General features: G+C 70.1%; 17 protein-coding genes, 1 tRNA gene and 1 other RNA gene. 13 read left to right on the forward strand and 6 right to left on the reverse strand.

Annotated elements, in window-relative coordinates; translation table 11 throughout:
• Window positions 1-39: 39 nt before the first annotated feature.
• A tRNA-Met gene (locus AHOG_RS04770) sits at window positions 40-113 on the forward strand.
• A gap of 269 nt (window positions 114-382) precedes the next feature.
• Here AHOG_RS04770 and AHOG_RS04775 read toward each other — a convergent pair.
• Window positions 383-2,392 (reverse strand): MDR family MFS transporter, encoded by a 2,010-nt coding sequence (locus tag AHOG_RS04775; RefSeq protein WP_093940259.1) that lies wholly within the window; start codon window positions 2,390-2,392, stop codon window positions 383-385.
• 800 nt (window positions 2,393-3,192) lie between these two features.
• Between AHOG_RS04775 and AHOG_RS04780 the strand changes: the two genes are divergently transcribed.
• The 7 genes from AHOG_RS04780 to AHOG_RS29755 all read left to right on the forward strand — a co-directional run bounded on the left by AHOG_RS04780 (window position 3,193) and on the right by AHOG_RS29755 (window position 9,617).
• On the forward strand, window positions 3,193-3,696 hold the full coding sequence (locus AHOG_RS04780) for a PadR family transcriptional regulator (protein ID WP_093940260.1): 504 nt from the start codon (window positions 3,193-3,195) through the stop codon (window positions 3,694-3,696).
• Between the two features lie 74 nt (window positions 3,697-3,770).
• Window positions 3,771-4,871: a peptide chain release factor 2 gene (gene prfB / locus AHOG_RS04785; protein WP_093940261.1), complete on the forward strand. Its 1,101-nt coding sequence runs from the start codon at window positions 3,771-3,773 to the stop codon at window positions 4,869-4,871.
• Between the two features lie 105 nt (window positions 4,872-4,976).
• On the forward strand, window positions 4,977-5,666 hold the full coding sequence (ftsE, locus tag AHOG_RS04790; protein WP_093940262.1) for a cell division ATP-binding protein FtsE: 690 nt from the start codon (window positions 4,977-4,979) through the stop codon (window positions 5,664-5,666).
• A gap of 82 nt (window positions 5,667-5,748) precedes the next feature.
• Window positions 5,749-6,651 (forward strand): permease-like cell division protein FtsX, encoded by a 903-nt coding sequence (gene ftsX, locus AHOG_RS04795; protein ID WP_093940263.1) that lies wholly within the window; start codon window positions 5,749-5,751, stop codon window positions 6,649-6,651.
• 300 nt (window positions 6,652-6,951) lie between these two features.
• Entirely contained in the window at window positions 6,952-7,431 is a 480-nt protein-coding gene (smpB, locus tag AHOG_RS04800; RefSeq protein WP_093940264.1) for an SsrA-binding protein SmpB, read from the forward strand.
• A 351-nt stretch (window positions 7,432-7,782) separates the two neighbouring features.
• Window positions 7,783-8,154, forward strand: a transfer-messenger RNA (tmRNA) gene (ssrA, locus tag AHOG_RS04805).
• A gap of 1,142 nt (window positions 8,155-9,296) precedes the next feature.
• The gene (locus AHOG_RS29755; protein WP_245856565.1) at window positions 9,297-9,617 is read left to right on the forward strand and encodes a hypothetical protein; all 321 of its coding nucleotides are present in this window, start codon (window positions 9,297-9,299) and stop codon (window positions 9,615-9,617) included.
• Window positions 9,618-9,713: 96 nt separating this feature from the next.
• Here the strand turns inward: AHOG_RS29755 and AHOG_RS29760 are convergent, their stop codons facing one another.
• On the reverse strand, window positions 9,714-10,082 hold the full coding sequence (locus AHOG_RS29760; RefSeq protein WP_245857126.1) for a hypothetical protein: 369 nt from the start codon (window positions 10,080-10,082) through the stop codon (window positions 9,714-9,716).
• On the opposite strand from AHOG_RS29760, the gene AHOG_RS04815 reads away from it, so the two are divergent.
• Both AHOG_RS04815 and AHOG_RS04820 read left to right on the forward strand, forming a co-directional pair.
• A complete protein-coding gene (locus AHOG_RS04815; RefSeq protein WP_245856841.1) occupies window positions 9,981-10,514 on the forward strand; it encodes a restriction endonuclease subunit S in 534 nt (177 codons plus the stop codon). The two genes, AHOG_RS29760 and AHOG_RS04815, sit on opposite strands and share 102 nt — an antisense overlap.
• A 171-nt stretch (window positions 10,515-10,685) precedes the next feature.
• Complete coding sequence (locus tag AHOG_RS04820) at window positions 10,686-11,645, forward strand: LLM class flavin-dependent oxidoreductase (protein WP_211290524.1); 960 nt, start codon at window positions 10,686-10,688, stop codon at window positions 11,643-11,645.
• A 179-nt stretch (window positions 11,646-11,824) separates the two neighbouring features.
• On the opposite strand, the gene AHOG_RS04825 is transcribed toward AHOG_RS04820, so the two are convergent.
• The 3 genes from AHOG_RS04825 to AHOG_RS04835 all read right to left on the reverse strand — a co-directional run bounded on the left by AHOG_RS04825 (window position 11,825) and on the right by AHOG_RS04835 (window position 14,740).
• On the reverse strand, window positions 11,825-12,991 hold the full coding sequence (locus AHOG_RS04825; protein ID WP_093940267.1) for an FAD-dependent oxidoreductase: 1,167 nt from the start codon (window positions 12,989-12,991) through the stop codon (window positions 11,825-11,827).
• 269 nt (window positions 12,992-13,260) lie between these two features.
• Window positions 13,261-14,319: an SRPBCC family protein gene (locus AHOG_RS04830; RefSeq protein WP_093940268.1), complete on the reverse strand. Its 1,059-nt coding sequence runs from the start codon at window positions 14,317-14,319 to the stop codon at window positions 13,261-13,263.
• A 91-nt stretch (window positions 14,320-14,410) separates the two neighbouring features.
• A complete protein-coding gene (locus tag AHOG_RS04835) occupies window positions 14,411-14,740 on the reverse strand; it encodes an ArsR/SmtB family transcription factor (RefSeq protein ID WP_093940269.1) in 330 nt (109 codons plus the stop codon).
• A 478-nt stretch (window positions 14,741-15,218) separates the two neighbouring features.
• Between AHOG_RS04835 and AHOG_RS04840 the strand changes: the two genes are divergently transcribed.
• On the forward strand, window positions 15,219-15,977 hold the full coding sequence (locus tag AHOG_RS04840) for a DedA family protein (RefSeq protein WP_093940270.1): 759 nt from the start codon (window positions 15,219-15,221) through the stop codon (window positions 15,975-15,977).
• Between the two features lie 13 nt (window positions 15,978-15,990).
• Here AHOG_RS04840 and AHOG_RS28280 read toward each other — a convergent pair whose 3' ends face one another.
• Window positions 15,991-16,164, reverse strand: a complete 174-nt coding sequence (locus AHOG_RS28280; RefSeq protein ID WP_157736637.1) for a hypothetical protein — start codon at window positions 16,162-16,164, stop codon at window positions 15,991-15,993.
• A 459-nt stretch (window positions 16,165-16,623) separates the two neighbouring features.
• Between AHOG_RS28280 and AHOG_RS04850 the strand changes: the two genes are divergently transcribed.
• Entirely contained in the window at window positions 16,624-18,579 is a 1,956-nt protein-coding gene (locus AHOG_RS04850; protein ID WP_184451000.1) for a choice-of-anchor I family protein, read from the forward strand.
• A 254-nt stretch (window positions 18,580-18,833) separates the two neighbouring features.
• Window positions 18,834-20,690: a bifunctional metallophosphatase/5'-nucleotidase gene (locus tag AHOG_RS04855; RefSeq protein ID WP_311770180.1), complete on the forward strand. Its 1,857-nt coding sequence runs from the start codon at window positions 18,834-18,836 to the stop codon at window positions 20,688-20,690.
• Window positions 20,691-21,025 lie beyond the last annotated feature (335 nt).

A 21,025-nucleotide genomic window follows, 5' to 3' on the forward strand; every position in this document is an offset into this window, starting at 1 on the left:
TGGCGATCGGCACCGCACCGTGTAACGTAGTCCTTGCAGCGCGGGGTGGAGCAGCTCGGTAGCTCGCTGGGCTCATAACCCAGAGGTCGCAGGTTCGAATCCTGTCCCCGCTACAAGGAGAGAAGGCCCTCGGATTCGTCCGGGGGCCTTCTCGCATGTCAGGGCCTTGTCTCGTCGGGTGGCACGGGCGCCAGCCGCACCCCGTGTCGGAGATCCGGGTGCGTCTGCCGCCCGGGGCGCGTCGATCCCGTGCCTCGTGACCAGCGGGCGCGGTCCGGAGTCGGAGCCGACCGCCGCCGGATCGGAGTGCGACGAGCGGGGCGACGGTCCGTCCTGGTCGCCTCGGGCGGCGCCGAGGCGGCTGCCGTTCGCGTCGGAGCGATCAGCTCACGTCGGCGGGCCGGTCGATCTCGTGCCCGAGCAGCTCCCTGGCCCGGATCGCCAGCATCTCGCGGAGTTCGGGGTGCAGGCGCGGCGACCAGTCGCGCAGGAAGTCCTCCAGGCTCTGCCTACACGCCTCCAGCAGGCGCTCGGCGACCTGGGCGCCCTGTTCGGTCAGGACCAGGATGTCGTCGTGAACGCTGGTGAGCCGATCGTCGATGAGCCGCTGCGCGAAGGGCCTGCCCGCCGCCACGGTGGTGTTCGCCCGTCTCGCCAGTTCGGTGCCGGTGCCCGGCCCGGCGCGATACAGGCTGCACAGCAGCCAGCAGGATCCCGGCGGGAGGTCCACGCCCGCGTTCGTCGCCAGCCGGCGGTAGTAGTCACGCCGCAGGTCACGGTCGGCGTGCTGGGCCAGTGCCCGATCCAGTCGCTCTCGCGAGGTGAGCGTGGCGGGCGCGGCGCCGACGCTCTCGCCGAGGTCGGCCGTGCTGGTCGCCTCCCGCAGCGGAACCTCCCGGAGGAACCAGGTGAGCAGGAACGCGACCGCCGCGACCGGGGTGGCGACCAGGAACACGTCCGCGATGGCGTCGGCGTAGGCGTCGATCGCCTGGCGCGCCTGGTCGGGCGGCAGGCTGTGCACGGCGTCGGGGTCGGACTGGAGCCTCTGCGCGTCGGTGCCCGGCGGCAGCGGGGACCGATGTCCGGCCGCCGCCAACGCGGCGGCCAGCCTGTCGGCGAACACGGCGCCGAACAGCGAGACCCCGAAGGAGCCGCCGATCGACCGGAAGAAGGTGTTCCCCGACGTCACCGCACCGAGGTCCGGGTAGGGGGCGCTGTTCTGCACGGCGATGACGAGCACCTGTAGTACGCCGCCGAGGCCGAATCCCAGCAGGAAGAAGTAGAGGGACATGACCAGCGTGGAGGTCTGGGCGGTCATGGTCGAGAGCAGGGCCATGGCGATCGTGACCAGGCCGGTGCCCACGATCGGGAAGAGTCGGTATCGCCCGTGCCGGGTGATGAGTCGCCCGCTGATCACGGAGGTCACGAACAGCCCGCCGACCATCGGCAGCAGATGCACTCCGGAGAGCGTGGGGCTCACCCCGTGGACGACCTGGAGGAACAGCGGCAGATACGTCAGCGCGCCGAACATCGCGAAGCCCACGATGAAGGCGATGGCGACCGCCACGGAGAACACGCGGTCGGAGAACAGGCGGAGCGGGAGCACCGGCTCGGCCGCCCGACGTTCGGTGGTCACCCAGAGCACGAGGAGCCCGAGCGCGCCGATCGCCAGGCCGATGATCACGGGCGAGCCCCACGGCCACCTCGTGCCGCCCCAGGACGTCACCAGGACGAGTGTGACGGCGATGCCCGCGAGCAGCGCGGTGCCCAGGTAGTCGATCCGGTGCTTCTCCCGGGTGGTCCCTGCCGGAAGCACGAGCCCGATGACGATCATCGCCAGGATGCCCAGCGGCAGGTTGATGTAGAAGACCCAGTGCCACGTCAGGTGGTCGACCACGAAGCCGCCCAGTAGCGGCCCCGCGACGCTGGCGACCCCGAAGGTGGCGCCGAAGAAGCCCTGATACCTGCCTCGTTGACGGGGGGACACGATGTCTCCGACGCTGGCCTGTGTGAGCACCATGAGCCCGCCGCCGCCGAGCCCCTGCACGGCTCGGGCGCCGATCAGGTGACTCATCTCCTGCGCCAGTCCGCACAGTGCCGATCCGCCCAGGAAGATCAGGATGGCGATCTGGAAGAGATGCTTGCGTCCGTACTGGTCGCCGAGCTTGCCCCACAGCGGTGTGAAGGCCGTCGCGGCCAGGATGTAGGCGGTGACGACCCAGGAGATGTGTGACAGTCCGCCGAGGTCGCCGACGATGGTGGGCAGCGCGGTGGCGACGATCGTCTGATCGAGCGCGGCGAGGAGCATCGCGAGCATCAGCGTGCCGATGGCGAGGGGGACGCGGCGGCCCGAGACCGGGGGAGCCGTGGTTGCGGAGCCGATGTCGGCCATCGTTCCTCCTCGTCGCCGGTGCGGATTGTCGGACACCGCGGCGGGCCGCGCGATTCGTACCGCGGCGGGCCGCGCGATTCGTACCGCGGCGGGCCGCGTGATTCGTACCGCGGCGGGCCGCGTGATTCGTACCGCGGCGGGCCGCGTGATCTGAGGCCGCGGCGGGCCGTGTGGCTCGGTCGCGCGGCCTGGCTCGGCGGCGGGTCGCGTGATGCCGTGCCGGGTCGGTGACGGCCCTCGCGGCCGGGGCGGGTCGGCGTGCGCTCGATGGTCCGTTCGATCGGAGATCCGGCGTCGGCATCGTCGTCGTCACGGGGACGACGACGGACTCGGTGACGTTCGCCGCCTGCCCGGCCCCGCCCGCCGGCGAGCCAGGGTCCGGCACGCGACGACCGACGAGTCCGTGCCCGAGCCTCCCGCCCGGACGAACGTCGCAGGCACCGGCCCACGGCCCCACGGCTCACCGCCGCCGGCCCCACGGCTCACCGCGCCGACCGCGGACTCCGTGACGTCCGATCGGCGTGGGGTGTGGGGTTCGGCTGCCTCCGTCCCATCGACTCGGCAGGCCGACGGACACGGCGGCGGCCTACCCGATCGGCGTAATTCGAGCCGCCGGCGGGCCTGACCCGACCGGTGGTACGCGATGGGCCGCGTGTGGCGATGGTGACGGCAGTGGCCGGCGGCTCGCCGGGAATGGCTTCGAGACTCACTCTTTCGGGGCATAGGCGCCCGTGACCGGGGGCGTAGCGGGGACTTCGGCCATTGTGGACAGCATCGCGACCCCGTGGCACCGTGAAGGAGTGTCGGAGTTGAACGCCACCTCAGCCGCCTTGCTCGGTCTGCTGCACGAGGGACCGATGACCGGCGGGGAACTCGTAGCCGCGGCGCGTGAGCGCTTCGGCGTGTTCTTCAGCGTCACCCGCAGCCAGGTATACCGCGAGCTGCCGGTGTTGGCTGAGGAAGGGCTGCTGAAGCTCGGGCGCCAAGGGCCCCGATCCTCTCAGCAGTATGTGATCACCCCCGTAGGCCGCAGGGCGTTCCGTTCGTGGTTGAACGCCGACGTCGGGCAGGACAGCGTCCGAAGCCCGCTCGTGCTGCGGCTCGCCCACTCCGGAAGTCTCACCAGTCGACAGCGGCGCAAGCTCGTCGAGGGGGCCCGGCCGATGGCCGTCGCCCGTCTCGACGCGGCGAAGGCCGCGGCCAAGGCGGCGGACGGCGATCCGTACGCCAAGGCCGCCGCGGACTTCGCCGTGGGCCACAGTCGGGCGCTGGTGAAGATGGTGGACTCCATTCCACTCGGTTGACAGCGGCGGCGAACCCGGTCGCCAGACCTCCCACGTGAGCGAACCGGGCCGCCTGCCGCGTACCCTTCGAAGCCGTGAATCCCGATGTCGCAGCCGATCTCAAGGAACTGTCCAACACCCTCAGCAGCATCGAAGCAGTGATGGGCCTGGAAGACCTGCGGGCTCGCATCGAGGAGTTGGAGCAAGAGGCGGCACTGCCCGGCCTCTGGGACGACGTCGAACGCGCCCAGGACGTCACCAGCCAGCTCGCTCATCGTCAGGGGGAACTGCGTCGGGTCGAGCGCCTGCGCGGTCGCCTCGACGATCTCGGTGTGCTCTATGAACTGGCCGAGGAGGAGGGCGATCCCGGCTCGGTCGCCGAGGCCGACGCCGAGCGCGAACGGCTCCGCAAGGACATCGCGTCGGTCGAGGTCCGCACCCTGCTCTCCGGTGAGTACGACGAGCGCGACGCGCTGGTCACGGTGCGCGCCGAGGCGGGCGGCGTGGACGCCGCGGACTTCACCGAGATGCTGATGCGGATGTACCTGCGCTGGGCGGAGCGGCACGGCTACCGGACGGACGTCTTCGAGACCTCCTACGCGGAGGAGGCGGGGATCAAGTCGACCACCTTCAAGGTGGCGGCGCCGTTCGCCTACGGCACGCTGTCCGTCGAGCAGGGCACGCACCGGCTGGTGCGCATCTCGCCGTTCGACAACCAGGGCCGTCGCCAGACCTCGTTCGCGGGTGTCGAGGTCGTGCCCGCCGTCGAGCAGTCCGACCACGTCGAGATCGACGAGAAGGAACTGCGGATCGACGTCTACCGCTCCTCCGGGCCGGGCGGACAGGGCGTCAACACCACCGACTCCGCCGTGCGCATCACCCACATCCCCAGCGGGATCGTCGTCTCCTGTCAGAACGAGCGGTCGCAGCTGCAGAACCGGGCGACCGCGATGGGAGTCCTCCAGGCGAAGCTGCTGGAGCGGCAGCGTCGGGAGCAGCAGGCCAAGATCGACGCGCTCAAGGGCGACGGCGGGTCGAGCTGGGGCAACCAGATGCGGACCTACGTGCTGCACCCCTACCAGATGGTCAAGGACCTGCGCACGGAGCACGAGGTCGGCAGCCCCGGTGCCGTTCTGGACGGCGACATCGACGGCTTCCTCGAGGCCGGAATCCGGTGGCGTAAGCAGAGCGAGTGATGGTTTCGCGACGCTGCGCAGCTGAAGCGAGGGTGATCATCACACCTGGTGACAGCCCTGGGCGATTCGAGGTACCACCGTACCCCGGGAGTAGGATGGCGCTCCGTGATCCGGCTTGAGCACGTCTCCAAGGCGTACAAGACGTCGACCAGGCCCGCCCTCGACGATGTGTCGGTCAATGTCGACAAGGGCGAGTTCGTGTTCCTCATCGGGCCGTCCGGCTCTGGGAAGTCGACATTCCTCCGTCTGCTGCTGCGCGAGGAGCTGCCCAGCAAGGGCTCCATCCACGTGGACACCTGGAATCTGACGAAGCTGCCGCGTCGTCGAGTACCGCGACTGCGGCAGCGCATCGGCTGCGTCTTCCAGGACTTCCGGCTGCTCGTGAACAAGACGGTCGCCGAGAACGTCGCCTTCGCACTGGAGGTGATCGGCAAGCCGCCGAACACCGTGCGCAAGGTGGTCCCGGAGGTTCTTCAGCTCGTCGGGCTCGACGGCAAGGCCGATCGGATGCCCAACGAGCTGTCCGGCGGTGAGCAGCAGCGGGTGGCGATCGCGCGGGCCTTCGTCAACCGGCCGCTGGTGCTGCTGGCCGACGAGCCGACCGGAAACCTGGATCCAGACACCAGCCAGGACATCATGCTGCTGTTGGAGCGCATCAATCGCACCGGCACGACGGTGCTGATGGCCACCCACGATCACTCGATCGTCGACTCGATGCGACGGCGGGTCGTCGAGCTCCAGCTCGGCAAGGTCGTCCGAGACGACTCTCGAGGCGTCTACGGCGTCGGGCGCTGACACCCCCGATCAGCGTGATGTTCTGACGCTCCCCCTCCCTATTCCCCCTCCCCGCCCCCGGATTCGAGGAACGCAGCCCCCCATGCGCGCCAGTTTCGTGTTCAGCGAGGTTCTCACCGGCTTGCGCCGGAATGTCACGATGACCGTCGCGATGATCCTCACCACGGCGATCTCGCTCGGCCTGCTCGGCGGCGGGCTGCTCGTCGTTCGCATGATCGACCAGATGGAGGACCTGTTTCAGGAACGGGTCGAGGTCTACATCTATCTGACCGAGGACGTGAGCGCGACGGACTCGGACTGCACCCAGGAGCCCTGCGCGAGCCTGTGGTCGTCGGTCCAGGCCGCCAACGGCATCGAGACGGTCGACTTCGAGAGCCGCGACCGGGCCTACGAGCGTTTCGTGGAGCTCTTCCAGGGCCAGCCGGAACTGGTCGACCTGACCCGCCCGGAGTCCCTGCCCGCCGCGCTGAAGATCAAGCTCGAGGACCCGGAGCGCTATCCGGCCCTGGAGGCGGAGTTCGCGGGCCAGCCGGGCGTGCACCGGGTCGCCAACCAGGCCGACTACCTGGATCGCCTGTTCGAGGTGCTCGCCGGGGTCCGCAACGCCGTGTTCGCGGTGGCACTGATCCAGGCCGTGGCCGCGCTGCTGCTGATCTCCAACACCATCCAGCTCTCGGCGTTCACCCGACGTACCGAGGTGGGCATCATGCGGCTGGTCGGCGCGAGTCGGTGGTACACACAGCTGCCCTTCCTGATCGAGGCCGTGGTCGCCGGTGTGATCGGTTCGCTGCTGGCCATCGGCGGAGTGATCGTCGCGAAGTTCACCTTCCTCGACCGAGTGCTTCAGGGGCCGATCGAGGCGAGCATCATCCCGAGACTCGGCATGGCCGACGTGCTGCTCGTCTCGCCGATCCTGCTCGGCGTCGCGGTGGTGATCTCGGCCGTGACCGGTTACGTCACGCTGCGGCTCTACGTCCGGACCTAGTCGGCTCGCGGCGGGTCGTCTCCCGTTCAGTCAGCCTCGACGGCGTCGTCAGGTCGCACCCGACCTCGGCCGGGGCGGAACCGCACCGAGACGCGTGCATCGCGCGGGCCGGTCTTAGTCGCAGCGGCCGCCCGGCACGGTGCGGAGTCGTTCGTACGATCGTCTTCCCACAGCTCACAGCGTGTCCCAGGAGTGTTCTCACGACTCGGCGGTCACCGACTTCCACCCACCGCACGACGGAGCCGCGCATGCTCGGGCGTCGCCGCAAAAGCCGTTGCCGAGCGGGTTAGAGTCGTCGACATGGCCAGGGAACAAGGACGCAAGGTGATCGTGTCGAACCGCAAGGCCCGACACGACTTCCAGGTCCAGGACACCTATGAGGCGGGTGTGGTGCTGGTCGGCACCGAGGTGAAGTCGCTGCGGGCGGGGCGGGCCTCGCTCGCGGACGCGTTCGCCACGGTCGACGACGGCGAGGTCTGGCTGCGGGGTCTGCACATCGGCGAGTACGAGCTGGGCACGTGGACGAACCACGAGCCTCGGCGGGCCCGCAAGCTCCTGCTGCACAAGGGGGAGATCCTGCGGCTCATCGGCAAGACGAGGGAGAGCGGCCTGAGCCTCGTGCCGCTGTCGATGTACTTCCAGGACGGCAAGGTGAAGGTCGAACTGGCGCTGGCCAAGGGCAAGAAGGCCCATGACAAGCGGCAGGACATCGCCCGGCGGGACGCCGACCGGGAGATCGCCAGGGCCTACGGTCGGGCCCTGAAGCGGGGACGCCGCTGACCGGAGGCGTCGTCGCCTCCGGACCGGGTGGTGGTCGTGGGCGTCCGCTCGCGCCTGCCCTCGACCGCGCCAGCCCCGCTCACGCCGGCTCCCGGCCGCCACGGCCGGTCCGTCGTCACTCGGTGACCCACCGTCGACGACTGCGACCAGGTCGCTGACGCTGGGTGTCCGGATTCGCGTGGCTCGGATGCTCCGCCCGCCCGCGGGGTTGGCTCGTCGGCTCGTCGACGGACGGCTCCGGCGCCCGTCGAGCACCGTACGGGAGACGAAAACTCCTGGTCAGGACGTTCTGCTGTTAATGGGAATGATCGCTGCCCGTCGAGGCGTTATGCTGTGTGCAGTAACCACCAAGGGGGTGAACGGTTTCGACTTCGGACGTTGAGTCAGGAGAAGCGTGCAGGTGCAGGCGGGAGACCACCTTGAGCGTCGCCGCACATCAATAAGCGCCGACAACAAGAGTCGCGCCGAGTACGCCCTCGCTGCCTGAGCGAGGAATTACTCTGTCGGACCGGGAACGCCTCCGTCCCGGACCCCGGCATCAGCTAGGAGGCTCAACTACCAGGTTTGGCCGCGGGGCCTGGTAGGACACTTACAGCGGCTGGGCTCGTCACACCGGCTTGTCCGTGAGACCGGTGGAGCCGAGTAGAGACAAGACGGACTGCGCACGGAGAAGTCCTGATGAGGCGACGGAGGACCCGGGTTCGATTCCCGGCACCTCCACGTATGTGGGAGAAGGCTCGCGCTCGTTCCATGAGCGCGAGCCTTCTGCGTTCGCACGGCCTCCGTGCTCCGCGGGCCTCGAGTGCTCGGCGAAGAAGGACGAGTCCATCGAGAGGCGAGCCGCCCTCGACACCGGCCCCCGTGTCGCTCGACGACGAGGATGGCTCGGCGATGAGGCACTCGTACTCTCAAGGGAGCGTCCGTGCGCGGGCGATGGGCTCACCGGCCATATCGTGAAGGTCAGTCGACTCTCGGCTGCCGCCTGCCTGGATCGGCGTCTGTGGTGATGAGGGCTTCCGGAATTCCGACATCGGGTTGGCCTGCGGTCCGGAGCAGTGGTGGCAGCCCGGTTGCGTTCGTTCGGGCGTGGCGATGACGGCTGCAAGGACCCTCGGGCTTGCGGAGTACCGGACTGTGCCTGGTGCGGCGCGGGGTCACGGTGCGGCGGTCTGATACTTCACACTTTTTATTTTTCCTAGAGCTTGCGTGCGGATCAGAGGTGGTTTGGATCGCGCTACGGCAACTGAAGATGCAGCTAGACATCGTGAAGCCGGGAAGTCGACAGCGTTACACTCGAACCCGACGGCCACGGAGTTCACACTTTTGCGTACGGCGATACTTGCACTCCACCTAGGCGGTCTCCTCCCCTTCGATCAAGGAGACCTCAGGGTGATCAGCCGGCGCGCTGCGATGAGCCGCAGTGCGATCGATCCACGGCAGAGATGACTGTGCCCCGGGTGGCATGCCGAAGCAGAGGCGTACCCGGGGCGTACCCCTCGACGGTACCACGGAAGCCACGTTCGTTCGTCCCCAGGAGCAGTCATGCCTGCTGATTTCCCGGACTGGGTCCGGGTCGTCCTCTCCGAGGCGCGGTTCGCACCGTACCTCGCCGCAGCAGGTGGAGACGAGGCGGCGGCCCTTCGCCTCTACTGGTGGAACGTGCGGGTCTCGGAGGCCTTCTACCCCTCGTTGCACTGCCTGGAGGTGGCCCTGCGAAACGCACTGCACGATCGATTATGTGAGTTGTCCGGTCGGTCCGACTGGTGGACGGTCATCCCACTGACTGCGGACGGCCGACGCATCCTTGCCGCAGCCCAAGAGAAGGTCACTCGAAGGACAGGCCCCGACACCCGACCGATTCCGTCGTGGCGGAGTTGTCTCTCGGCTTCTGGGTGTCCCTGATCAGCAGGGGCCAGTCGTACGACCGCACCCTGTGGGTGCCCGCGCTGCACAGGGCGTTTCCGCACTATCAGGGCAAGCGGAAGGTCTTGCACGACAATCTGACCACGGTCCGTCTGCTTCGAAATCGGATCATGCACCATGAGCCCGTCTTTTATCGCGATCTCCGAGCCGACCACATGAAGATCAAGCGGGTGCTCGGATACATCTCGCCGAGGATGGTTACGTTGCTCGCTGTGGTGGACAGGGTCGACGAGGTGCTCTGCGGACGTGAGCAGCAGCGATGACGGTAGTCGAGACCTCGGGTGAGGTGACCGGGTCCGACGACCGGCGGATCACCGCGACCGAACTGGCCGAGCGCATCGATGTCGGACTGACGACCGTCAGCAATTGGCGTAGGCGGCACGCCGATTTCCCGGCGGCGAGGCGTGCGGCAGGCCGCACAGCGGGACACGGAAACTCGAGATCGCGCAGGTGAGACACAGCGGTTGCGTGATCTGCTCAGCAGGCTCGACGCCGAGGCGCGAGCGGTCCGACGAACGCGGGAACGCGCACTCAGCGATGTCCTGGATCGAGCGAGTCCGCAGGGGGCCGTCGTCCGCGGTCGACGGGAAGTGCGACTGGGCGATATCGCTGAGCTGCTCGCAGGCCTGGGCACACTCCGGAACCGAGGTGCCGACGGCTCGGGGTTCGTCCCCGTCGTGCTCCCCCGCACCATTCGGCATCGCCGTCTCGTCGTCGCCGATCAACATCGGGTCTCGGAGAAGACTGCCGAGACAATGGCTCGGTACCGACTTCTCGAGGACGACATCGTCTGTACGCGCACTGGTGATCTCGGCCGTTACGGACGGGTCGGAGCAGTGCAGGAGGGCTGGCTGCTCGGGCCGGGATGTATGCGGATTCGGCATAAACCCGGCCCCCGACTGTTCGACGCGGGTTACCTCACCCAGTACTTGAGCGGACCCGAGGCGGCGACCTGGCTCGAACGCAACGCCACAGGCTCGGTGATCAAGAACATCAGCACCGGCCTGCTGAGTCGGATGCCGGTCGTGCTGCCGCCGTTGCCCGAGCAGCGGAGGATCGGTGAGGCATTGGCGGCCCTGGACTCCGAGATGGAACTCTACGGTCGGTTCGGAGCCGCCGTCGCCGCTGTTCGGGATCGGTATGTGGAGCGTCTGATGTGATCTCCGAATCGGATGGTGGTGCTGAAGGACCAGGCCCTGTCGCACGCCCCAGGCCGCGGTGTCGGATCGGACAGTCGTATCCCGGACTCCGGACGGCGTCGGAACGATGTGACGGCAGGCGGCATCGCGCGAGAATTCGAGCCGCCTCACCGGCCCGACTAGGGTGAGATCATGAGTACGCGCCGTGCCGACATCGGAATGTGCTTCCACCGGACCTTCGCACCGTCGAAGGTCACCGAGTTCGCTCGCAGGCTGGAGGAGGGCGGCGCCGACCAGCTCTGGTTGATCGAGGACTGCTTCTACACCGCCGGGGTCAGCCTCGCCGCCGCGGCCCTGACCGTCACCGAACGACTGAAGGTGGGCATCGGCATCCTGCCCGCGGTCGCCCGGAACCCCGCGATCACCGCGATGGAGATCGCCACCCTCTGCGGGCTCGCCCCTGGTCGGGTGCTGCCCGGCATCGGGCACGGCGTCCAGTCCTGGATGCGTCAGATGGGCGTGCGGCCCGCCTCGCCGCTGACCGCGCTGGAGGAGGTCCTCAGCGCCGTGAATCGGCTGCTCGCGGGGGAGGAGGTCACCGTCGACGGCCGCTATGTGCGGCTCGATCGGGTCGCGCTCGACCAGCCGCCCGTCCCGCCGCCGCCGCTGTTGGCCGGGGTGCGTGGTCCGAAGTCGTTGGCCGTCGCGGGGCGTGCCGCGGGCGGGGTGGTGCTCGCCGAGCCCACGAGCCCGTCCTATGTCCGGGCGGCCGTCGAGCAGGCCGGGAGCCCGGCGGACTTCCATGTCGTCGCGTTCTCCTTCCTGTGTGTCGAGGCGGACCGGGCCACCGCCTATCGGCGGATGGCGCCATGGCTCGCTACGCAGCTGGCCGATCCCTCTCCCGGGCTCACCGTGCTGCCCTTCTTCCAGGATCTGCACGATCTCTTCACGCGGGACGGCGTCGACGCCCTGGTCACGATGCCGCCGGACTGGTGGCGCGAACTCGGTCCGGTGGGCACGTTCGACGACGCGGTGGCACACGTCGAGGCGTTGGAGGACGCGGGCGTCCGCAGCATCGGGCTGTTCCCGGAGGCGGACGTCGAGATCGCCTCGGCTCAGTTGGAGACCGTCCTGCGGCTCGCCGCACGCTGAGCTCGCTCGCTGGGACGCGCGTCCCGTCTGTCGGAGCGTTCGCGTGCCTCCTCCACGGCTCGTCTGCTCGCACAGCCCGCCCACGGCTCGCCTGCCGGCGTGACGGCATCGCGCGGGTGCCCCGCCGGGCGTCCGGATCGCCGCGTCACGACGTCGATCCGGACGTCGGTCCCGGCGGCTCAGCGGGCTTCGCGGGCCGGCCCCACGGCCGCCAGCGCCGCCCGCGCGGCGGTGACGGCGCTGTTCATCGCGATCTCGCCGCGCATCCCCGGCGCGGCCACCATGTCGCCTGCGAGGAACACGTCGCCGCCCCGATCGATCGCGGGCCGGTCCCGCCAGGTGCGTCCGGGCAGGTCGAGCGCGCCGGATCGTCCCCGGGCCGTGGCGGTGCGCTTCCAGACCGTCCGTTCCCGCCATCCCGGCACGGCGAGATCGGCGAGCCTTCCCAGTCTGCGCTGCGCCTCGGCCTTCGACTCCCCGGACCGCACGGGCATGTCCAGCTGAAACAGCGACTCGCCTGCCGGGGCCACCGTCGGGTCCTGCATGGAGTAGGACTCGTGGAAGCCGCCCTCATCCAGGTCGAAGACGAGGAAGTGATCGCTGCGTCGGTCTTCGCGCACCGCGAGGTCCAGCATCTCGCAGTGTCCGCTCTCCCAGTGCAGAGACTCGTCGCGGAGCAGGATTCGTGCCGAGGCCAGTTCCGTGGCCACGATGGTCGGTGCGGCGCCGATCTCGGTGACGCGGGAGCCGAGTTCGACACGGACGCCGAGGGCTCGGGCGCGCTCGGCGAGCCGGTCGACGACGGCCTGCCAGCCGCCGACGACCCAGCGCACGGCGGGCGGGGCGGGCGCGAACACCCGGTGCAGCAGACCCCAGACGAAGGCCGCCGAGAGTCGCCCGGTGTTCGCGTCGTAGGTGGCCACGCTGATCGCGTTCGCGGCGGCCAGCGCGGCCCGCTCGCCGTAACGCTCGCTCGCCCAGCTGTGGAAGTCACGATCGACCGGCGCGGGCCGCCGTCGATGCAGCACCATCCGGAGGAAGCCTGCGGGCAGGCTGCGGCGGATGCGTCCGCCGGAGCGGAAGCCCGCGTGCAGGAGAGCCCGCGCGGGCGGCCTGCCGAGCCTGCCGGTCAGTCCTCGCTCGGTCAGCCACGTCCAGTGCGGCCCGTCGGCGTAGAAGACGTGGGCGCCGTCGTGGGCGACATACGGTCCCTCGGTGGCGCGGGCCCGTCCGCCGAGCCGGGCGTGTGCCTCGTGCAGGGTGACGGCGGCGCCCGCCTCCGCACAGGTGATCGCCGCGACCAGGCCGGCCAGCCCGCCTCCGACGACGGTGATCTCTCTCGTCACGTCGACTCCCTCTTCTCGCGGTTCATGGTCGACAGGAGAAGGACGAGACGGGGTCGAAGAGTGTGACGGTCGAGCACGGCGGGGATCCGTCGCCGAGCGTGCGCGGGCGGATGCCCGCCGGGCGAGCGGGTCGTTCGTTTCTCACGCCGGCTGCCGCCGAACGGCGGTTCCGACGCTGAACGCGGGGGCGGCCGGATCGAGGCCGTCGGCGTCCGCTCGCCGAACGCGTCCGGCCCGTCCGCCCGTCGGTAGACGCCCGGCCCGACCGCTCAGCTCAGCCGCGCCTCATACCGGCGCCGCAACTCCTCGGTGCGGTCGAACGGCCAGCATTGCGGCCTGCCGTGTAGCGTCCGTGCCAGCACCTCCAGGTGGGTCTGCCAGGCCGCCAGCGCGTCTGCCCGGCTGTCGGCCAGCGCGGCGGGGACCGTCTGCACGATCTGGATCGCGCAGCCGTAGTCGTGGGCGTGGAACTCCCAGCGGAGCACCCCCGCAGGCGCTCCATCGTGTTCCCAGCGGTACTCCAGAACCCTGGCGGGTTCGACGGCGACGACCGGGCCCGCAGGCACGAAGCCGTTGGTGAAGCGCAGCGGGGGAGCCGCGCCCACGGCGGGGGAGCCGCTCGGTGCCGTCGTGGGCGTCGCGTCGCCGTCGGCGTCCCGGTTCTCGGCGTCCTCGGCCCGGCCCGCCGAGGCTGCGGCGTCCGGTGGAGTCGTCTCCTCATCGGAACCGAGCACGGCCCAGATCTCCTCGGCGGACTGGACGAGGTCGCGTGCGACGCGCAGCCGGAATCCCTCGGGCGTCTCGTCGACGAGGCCTTCGGCGACGCCGAACGCCTCGGTGTACCGCTCGCAGCGGTCGAACCACCCGCCGTCGGCAGGCCCGGACGCTGGGGTGGGGCGGCCGTCGAGCCGGTCGTCGAGCGCGTCCAGGCAGTCCATCCAGCCTGCGGCGTGGCGCGGGGCGGCGAGCCGGTCGCCCCAGGCGTCCGGGCCGGTGAAGGTGTGGCTGAAGTCCAGGACGCATCCGTGCTCGGCGGGCACGATCTCCCAGCGCAGCACCTCCTGTCCCCAGCGGTAGACGAAGACCCTAGGCGGGTCGATCTCCAGGATCTCGCCGTCGGTGTCGACGAGTTCGCCACCGTCGAAGACGAAGTGCATCGGCGCGCCTGCCCGCAGCTCGGTTCGCACGGCGGCCGGGAACCAGTGCACCAGCTCGGCGGGATCGGTGATCGCCCGCCACACCTTCGCCGGCGGATGGGCCAGTTCGCGGCGCAGCCGCAGCTGAGGGCGGCCGTCGACGGTGTGCAGCGTGGGCTCGGTCGGGTCCATCGGGATTCCTCCTCTGATCGCTCGGCCGCAGGCTCATGCGGTTGCTCGGGTGGGCCGGGCCGAAGACGAGTCGTGCGCGGGCGGCGTCGGGTCAGGCCCCGGAGGTGGGCGGGTCGTCCGGCATCTCCTCGAGTCGTCGTTCCAGTGCGTCGAGACGCTCGCTCCAGAACCTTCGATACGGCGCCAGCCAGCTGTCGATCTCCGCCAGCGGTTCGGGACACAGCCGATACCAGCGACGCTGCGCATCGTGACGGACCTCGACCAGCCCCGCCTCCCGCAGCACCCTGAGGTGCTTGGAGACGGCGGGCTGACTGAGAGCGAGGCGGGAGACGAGCTCGCCCACCGGGCGTTCGCCCGCTCGGAGGATGTCCAGGATCTCCCTCCGGCGGGGCTCGGCGAGCACTTCGAAGGCGGTTGCCATGCTGGGAATATACCCGCATAGGCATATTAATGGTGGTGGGCGGAGGGCGTCTGACCGCGGGCGCCTGGTGGTCGGCGCGGCCGGCCGGCGGCCGCTGCCGTGGGCGCGCGGGTCGGCGACGGGGCGCCGCGCGCCACGACAGGCTCTCGGACGCCGTCGAGCGGTAGTCGGGGCGGCCCGTCGTGTGCCGCGGGATCGGCGTCTCGCGCCCATCTCCTCGGCGCCCTTTCGTGTCGGGACTCGGCGATACGACCTTGCATTCGCGCCATTCTCCCGCCGCGCACATCGGCGCCGATCTCGCCACGTGAAATCGGTGTTCAGAGCCGAACAGGCCTCCGAATCACCCGGTGTGTCCGCGTAGTCTGGGGAAACCTCAGGGCTGGCGCTGCGGTGTGGTCTCGGTAAGACGATGGTGGCTTTCATGTTTCTCGGCCGGTCGATCTCCGAGCATTTCCAGCATGAGTCAAGGGAGTCATGCATGAATCTCATTCACCTGGCGGCGGAGTCCGGATCGGAGCCGCCGGGAGGCCTCGCGGGCTGGGCCATCGGCCTGATGGAGACCTTGGGCGGACCGGGTGCCGGACTGGCCATCGCCCTGGAGAACCTCTTCCCGCCGCTGCCCAGTGAGGTGATCCTGCCGCTGGCGGGATTCACCGCCAGCCAGGGTGACATGAGCCTGGCGAGCGCGCTCATCTGGACCACGGCCGGCTCCGTCGTCGGCGCGATCGTCCTCTACTACGTCGGCGCGCTGCTCGGCCGGGAACGCACCAGGGCCATCGCCGCCAGGCTGCCGCTGGTCAAGATGGACGACATCGACAAGACCGAGGCGTGGTTCATCAAGCACGGAGTCAAGGCCGTGTTCTTCGGCCGGATGGTCCCGATCTTCCGCAGCTTCATCTCGATACCCGCGGGTGTGGAGCGAATGTCCATCGTGACCTTCGTCCTCTTCACCACGCTCGGCAGCCTGATCTGGAACACGATCTTCGTCGTGGCCGGTTATCAGCTGGGAGAGAACTGGCACATCGTCGACGAGTACGCGGGCGTGTTCTCCCGCGCCGTGGTCGTCGCCGTCCTCGTGGCCGTCGTCGTGTTCGTGGTGCTGCGGGTCCGGAAGAACCGCAGACTCAAGGCCCAGGGCATCGACCCCGCCACCGAGGAGCCCGCCGACCCCGAGCGGACGCAGATCATCGTCGCCGAGGACACTACTCAGACCATCGAGCGCTACCGCGAGCGCTGACCCTTCGTCGGCGTCATGAGCCCCGGATGCCGCGGCATCGCCAGGACCGACGGTCGTATCCCGCGACCTCGGCCAGGCCGAGCCTGCAGGCGGCCGCGTCGACGTGCTCCTCCACCGCGCCGCGCGCCACGGGCATCATGCGGACGATCAGCCCGTCGATCCGGCCGTGTGCTTCGTGATCCAGCACCTCCCGCTCTCGGGAAGTCAGTCGCGCGAACGGGTCGACACGGCCGGCGGCGTCGGCGGGCTCCGGCTCGCGAACGGCCCGCCTGCGCGGACCGCCGGGAGCACGGCCCGTCCGGGCCCGCCGGGCCGTCGAGGGTCGGGTGTCGGACGCCGGGCGGATGGATCGGCTCGGGTCGTCCGCACCTCGGGCTCGGGCCTGCCGGGTCATGAGTGCTTCCGACTCGGCCGGTGTTCGGGCGGTGTCCGGGCTGAGCGGATGGGTGTTCGCGCGCCGGGATCGGACCGGCCGAGGGTGTTCGCGCGCCGGGATCGGACCGGCGCGGGCCGTCACCCGCGAGCCCCTGATCAGCGCTGTTCACCTGTGCGACGGACAGGTCACACCGTCGGGACATGTGTGTTCCACGTGAGCCTCATATGGCTGCACTGTGATGGACGGGCCCATCGAACCTGGAGTCCCCTGATGCGACGTCTCTCCGTCACGGCACTGGCTGCGACGACCCTCGCACTGCTCGCCGCACCGCCCGCCCTCGCACAGCCCGACCGGCTCGACGGCCACGGGCCGGGTCCGCTGTCCCTTTCGGTGCTCGGCACCCACGCGAGCGGCGTGTACGACGCCAGCGCCGCCGAGATCGTCGCCCATGACCCGGGACGGCAGCAGCTCTTCGTGGTCAACGCGGCGGCGGCCCGCATCGACGTGCTGGACATCGCCGACCCGACGACGCCGACGCTCGTGTCGAGCCTGGAGACCGTCGGCGTCCCGGCCGCGGACGGGTCCGCCGTCGGCGACGGTGCCGTGGTCAACTCGGTCGACGTGCGAGCGGACGGACTCGTCGCGGTCGCGGTGGAGGCCGACCCGAAGACCGACGCGGGCTGGGTGGTCTTCTACGTCGACGGTGAGCCGCGCGACGCGGTACGGGTCGGTTCGCTGCCGGACATGCTCACCTTCACCCCCGACGGCGACACCCTGCTCGTCGCCAACGAGGGCGAACCCGCCGAGGACTACTCCGTCGACCCGGAGGGCTCGGTGTCGGTCGTCGACGTGGCCGGTGTGATCGGCGAGCTGACGCAGGACGACGTGCGCACCGCCGACTTCCGCGCCTGGGACCCCGACGGCGGCCGGGAACTGCCCGCGGACGTCCGCGTGTTCGGGCCGACGACCGACCCGCAGCGCCGGGTCTCGGAGAACCTCGAACCGGAGTACGTCGCCGTCGACGCGACGGGCGCCACCGCCTACGTCGCACTCCAGGAGGCCAACGCCGTCGCCGTCGTCGACATCGCCGCCGCCGAGGTCACCGACATCCTGCCGCTCGGCTTCAAGGATCACTCCCTGCCGGGCGCCGAACTCGACGTCTCCAATCGCGACGGCGCGATCGCCATCGAATCCTGGCCGATCAAGGGCGTCTACCAGCCCGACGGCATGGCCGCGTACGAGGCGGACGGGGCGACCTACCTCGTCACGGCCAACGAGGGCGACTCCCGCGACTGGGCGGGCTACGGCGAGGAGTACCGCGTGGCGGACCTCGTGGACGAGGTCGCGCCGTTATGCGAGGACGCCTTCGCGGACTTTCCCGGCGGCGTCGAGGAACTGGTCGCCGAGGAGAACCTCGGCAGGCTCAACGTCACCGCCGCCGACGGGCTGCGCGAGGGCGACGAGCCCTGCTACGAGGAGCTGTACTCCTTCGGCGGGCGGTCCTTCTCGATCTGGACGACCGATGGCGAGCAGGTCTTCGACTCCGGCGCCGACTTCGAGCGCATCACCGCCGAGCGATACCCGGAGATGTTCAACAGCAACCACACCGAGAACACCTTCGACAACCGCAGCGACGACAAGGGACCCGAGCCGGAGGGCGTGACCGTCGGCACCGTCCACGACCGCACCTACGCCTTCATCGGCCTGGAGCGCATCGGCGGCGTGATGGTCTACGACGTCACCGAGCCCGCCTCGGCGGAGTTCGTGCGGTATGTCAACAATCGCGATTTCTCCGTGGACCCCGAGTCCGAGGACTGGCGACGGGCGGGCGATTTGGGGGCCGAGGGTCTCACCTTCATCGCGGCAGAGGACAGCCCGCTGCCGGACACGCCGCTGCTGGCCGTCGCCAACGAGGTCTCGGGCACCACCACGCTCTTCCGCATCGACGGCGGTGACGGGCCGGGCGGGCCGACCGAACCCGGCGAGCCGACGGAAAGCAGTGCGCCGCGGCCGACCGTGCCCCCCGGCGAATCCACTCCCGCGATCCCGGACACCACGGCGCCCACCGGCCCGGACGGCGGCACCGACAACGACGGCGACGTCGCGGCGCCCGACGGGCTGGCCGACACCGGCGTCGACGGCAGGGGACTGCTCCTCGGCGGCCTGCTCCTGCTCAGCGCGGGCGCGGGCCTGTGGCTGCTGGGACGCCGTCGGAACGCGGCCTGACCGAGCCGCCGTCATCGGACGACAGCCGTCGCCGCGCGTCGACGGCCGAACACACGAGGGGATGCCGGTGATCAGGTGCGACGCCCGGAACGAATCCTCCGGTCCTCCTGGAGTTCCGGAGCGCCGTGGTTCAGTATTCGACCGGACACCGTCCTCACCTCTTTCACGACCGTGTCTCGCGGCCGGCTCCTCACCCTGCCCTGCCGGGCGGGCGACGCCGCGCCGCCGCCGAAAAAAGATCATGAAGGAGTGCTGTGCACGCCCTACGCCCTGTTCGCAAGCGCGCCGGTAGAGCCCTGCTCACCGCATCGCTGGCCACGCTGATGATGGCGGGCCTCGCGGCCCCGGCCGCCGCCGACTGGTGGGGCGACCGCCCCGCGTACACCCTCACCGTGCTGTTCACCAACGACGGCGAGTCCCAGCTCCTCGGCGTGGACGCCGACATCGACGGCGACGGGACGATCAGCCCCGACGAGGAGCGTGCCTTCGGCGGCGTCGCCAGGACCACCACGCTGATGAACCAGCTCCGGCGGGAGGCCGTCATCGGCAGGCCCGACGCGGGCACGGCCTTCCACCGGGGCGCCCTGGTCGTCTCCGGCGGCGACAACTTCCTGCCCGGCCCGGAGTTCGCGGCCAGCATCGACAAGGGCGCTCCCTACTACGACGCCCTGGCCTTCAAGGCGATGCGCTTCGACGCCACCGCCATCGGCAACCACGAGTTCGACTTCGGCCCCGAGGTCCTGGCCGACTTCATGAGCAGCTTCCGGGGCGGCACCAAGTTCGTCGGCTCGAACCTGGACGTCTCCGGCGAGCCGTCGCTCACCGGCTACACCCGTGACGGCACGCTGGTGTCCAGCCACGTGTCCTGGCAGGCAGGCAAGCCGATCGGGATCATCGGGCTCACCACGCCCGATCTCCCCGCGCTCTCCAGCCCCCGCGACGTCGAGGTGTCGGACGACCTCGCGGGCATCGCCAACGGCCTCGCCGCGGGCTTCGAGCGGCGCGGGGTCAAGCAGGTCGTGCTGATCTCGCACCTCCAGGACATCGACAACGAGCTGGCCCTGGTGCCCGAGCTGTCCGGCGTGGACGTGGTCGTCGGCGCGGGCGGCGGCGAGATCCTCGCCGACCCCGACGTCGAGCTGATCCCCGGTGACCAGGCCGAACGCGGCTTCCCGCTGGTGGCGCAGGACCGCGACGGTCGCGACGTGCCGGTGGTGACCACCACCGGCAACTACAAGTACATCGGCCGGGTGGTCCTGCACTTCGACCGGCGGGGCAACCTGCTCGGCTACGACGACGCGAAGTCGCAGCCGGTCCGAGTCTCCGGCGTGGGCGACGACGCGGTCCGACCGGACCGCCGCGTGCAGCGCACCGTGGAGGAGCCGGTCCAGGAGTACATCGCCGGGCTCGCCGACACCGTCGTCGCCCAGAGCGAGGTTCCGCTCGACGGCGTCCGCGACGCCGTGCGCACCCGTGAGACCAACCTGGGCAACCTGCTCGCCGACGCCATGGTGTGGTCCGCGAGCGGACAGGCCGAGGAGTTCGGGGTGCCGGTCCCGCAGGTCGGCATCCAGAACGGCGGCGGCATCCGCAACGACTCCACCATCCCGGCGGGGGCGATCAGCGAGCTGAACACCTACGACATCGCGCCGTTCGCGAACTTCGTGTCCGTGCTCCCGGAGGTTCCCCGCGACACCCTGCGGCAGCTGCTGGAGCGGGGCGTCTCCGGAGCCCCCGGTGCGGCAGGGCAGTTCATCCAGGTCGCGGGCCTGCGCTTCGAGTACGACGTGGCCGCCGTCGCGCAGGAGATCGACGCCAACACCGGTGAGATCCTGACGCCGGGCGAGCGCGTGCGCAACGTCGTGCTGGACGACGGGACCGTGCTGGTCGAGGATGGCGAGGTCCTTGAAGGCGACCCGATCGCCGTCGCCTCCAACGACTTCTCGGCGCGGGGCGGCGACGGATACCCGCTGGGTGGCCTCGACTTCACCCCGGTCGGCAAGACCTATCAGCAGGCACTCAACGAGTATCTCCAGGACGGGCTCGCCGGCGTGATCAGCGCCGAGCAGTACCCCGTGGGCGGTGAGGGCCGGATCACCTCGATCGGCTGATCCGCGTCGGAGACCATTCGACGGCCGGGGCCCGCGCGGGGTCCCGGCCGTTCGCGTCTCGCCCGGGCGCGGTGACGGTGAAGGCGTCACGGCGCCGGGATGTTCGGCGACGCGACGGAGCCCGGGGCCGGGTGGGCCTGCGGCGGTGCCCGGACGCCGGAAGGCGCGGCGGGCCGGGTCAGGGCTGATCACGTGTCTCCGCAGGCTCGGTCGCCCGCGGTACGCCGTGGCCGTGCCCGTACGGGGCGTGATCGGTGCGTCGTCCTCTCGCCGATCCGTTCCGGGCCGCCGCCACACCGATGTGAGCCTGCCGCGAGGCCGCACGAGTCGTGTGA

Source organism: Actinoalloteichus hoggarensis (assembly GCF_002234535.1).
In the GTDB taxonomy this organism is placed as follows: Bacteria; Actinomycetota; Actinomycetes; order Mycobacteriales; family Pseudonocardiaceae; genus Actinoalloteichus_A; species Actinoalloteichus_A hoggarensis.

What these genes read in the sequence shown, in the direction of transcription:
- AHOG_RS04775 (WP_093940259.1), bottom strand. Translation starts at nt 2,392, where the DNA reads ATGGCCGACATCGGCTCCGCAACCACGGCTCCCCCGGTCTCGGGCCGC.
- ftsX (WP_093940263.1), top strand. Translation starts at nt 5,749, where the DNA reads ATGCGCGCCAGTTTCGTGTTCAGCGAGGTTCTCACCGGCTTGCGCCGG.
- smpB (WP_093940264.1), top strand. Translation starts at nt 6,952, where the DNA reads ATGGCCAGGGAACAAGGACGCAAGGTGATCGTGTCGAACCGCAAGGCC.
- AHOG_RS29760 (WP_245857126.1), bottom strand. Translation starts at nt 10,082, where the DNA reads ATGTTGATCGGCGACGACGAGACGGCGATGCCGAATGGTGCGGGGGAG.
- AHOG_RS04820 (WP_211290524.1), top strand. Translation starts at nt 10,686, where the DNA reads ATGAGTACGCGCCGTGCCGACATCGGAATGTGCTTCCACCGGACCTTC.
- AHOG_RS04830 (WP_093940268.1), bottom strand. Translation starts at nt 14,319, where the DNA reads ATGGACCCGACCGAGCCCACGCTGCACACCGTCGACGGCCGCCCTCAG.
- AHOG_RS04835 (WP_093940269.1), bottom strand. Translation starts at nt 14,740, where the DNA reads ATGGCAACCGCCTTCGAAGTGCTCGCCGAGCCCCGCCGGAGGGAGATC.
- AHOG_RS04840 (WP_093940270.1), top strand. Translation starts at nt 15,219, where the DNA reads ATGAATCTCATTCACCTGGCGGCGGAGTCCGGATCGGAGCCGCCGGGA.
- AHOG_RS04850 (WP_184451000.1), top strand. Translation starts at nt 16,624, where the DNA reads ATGCGACGTCTCTCCGTCACGGCACTGGCTGCGACGACCCTCGCACTG.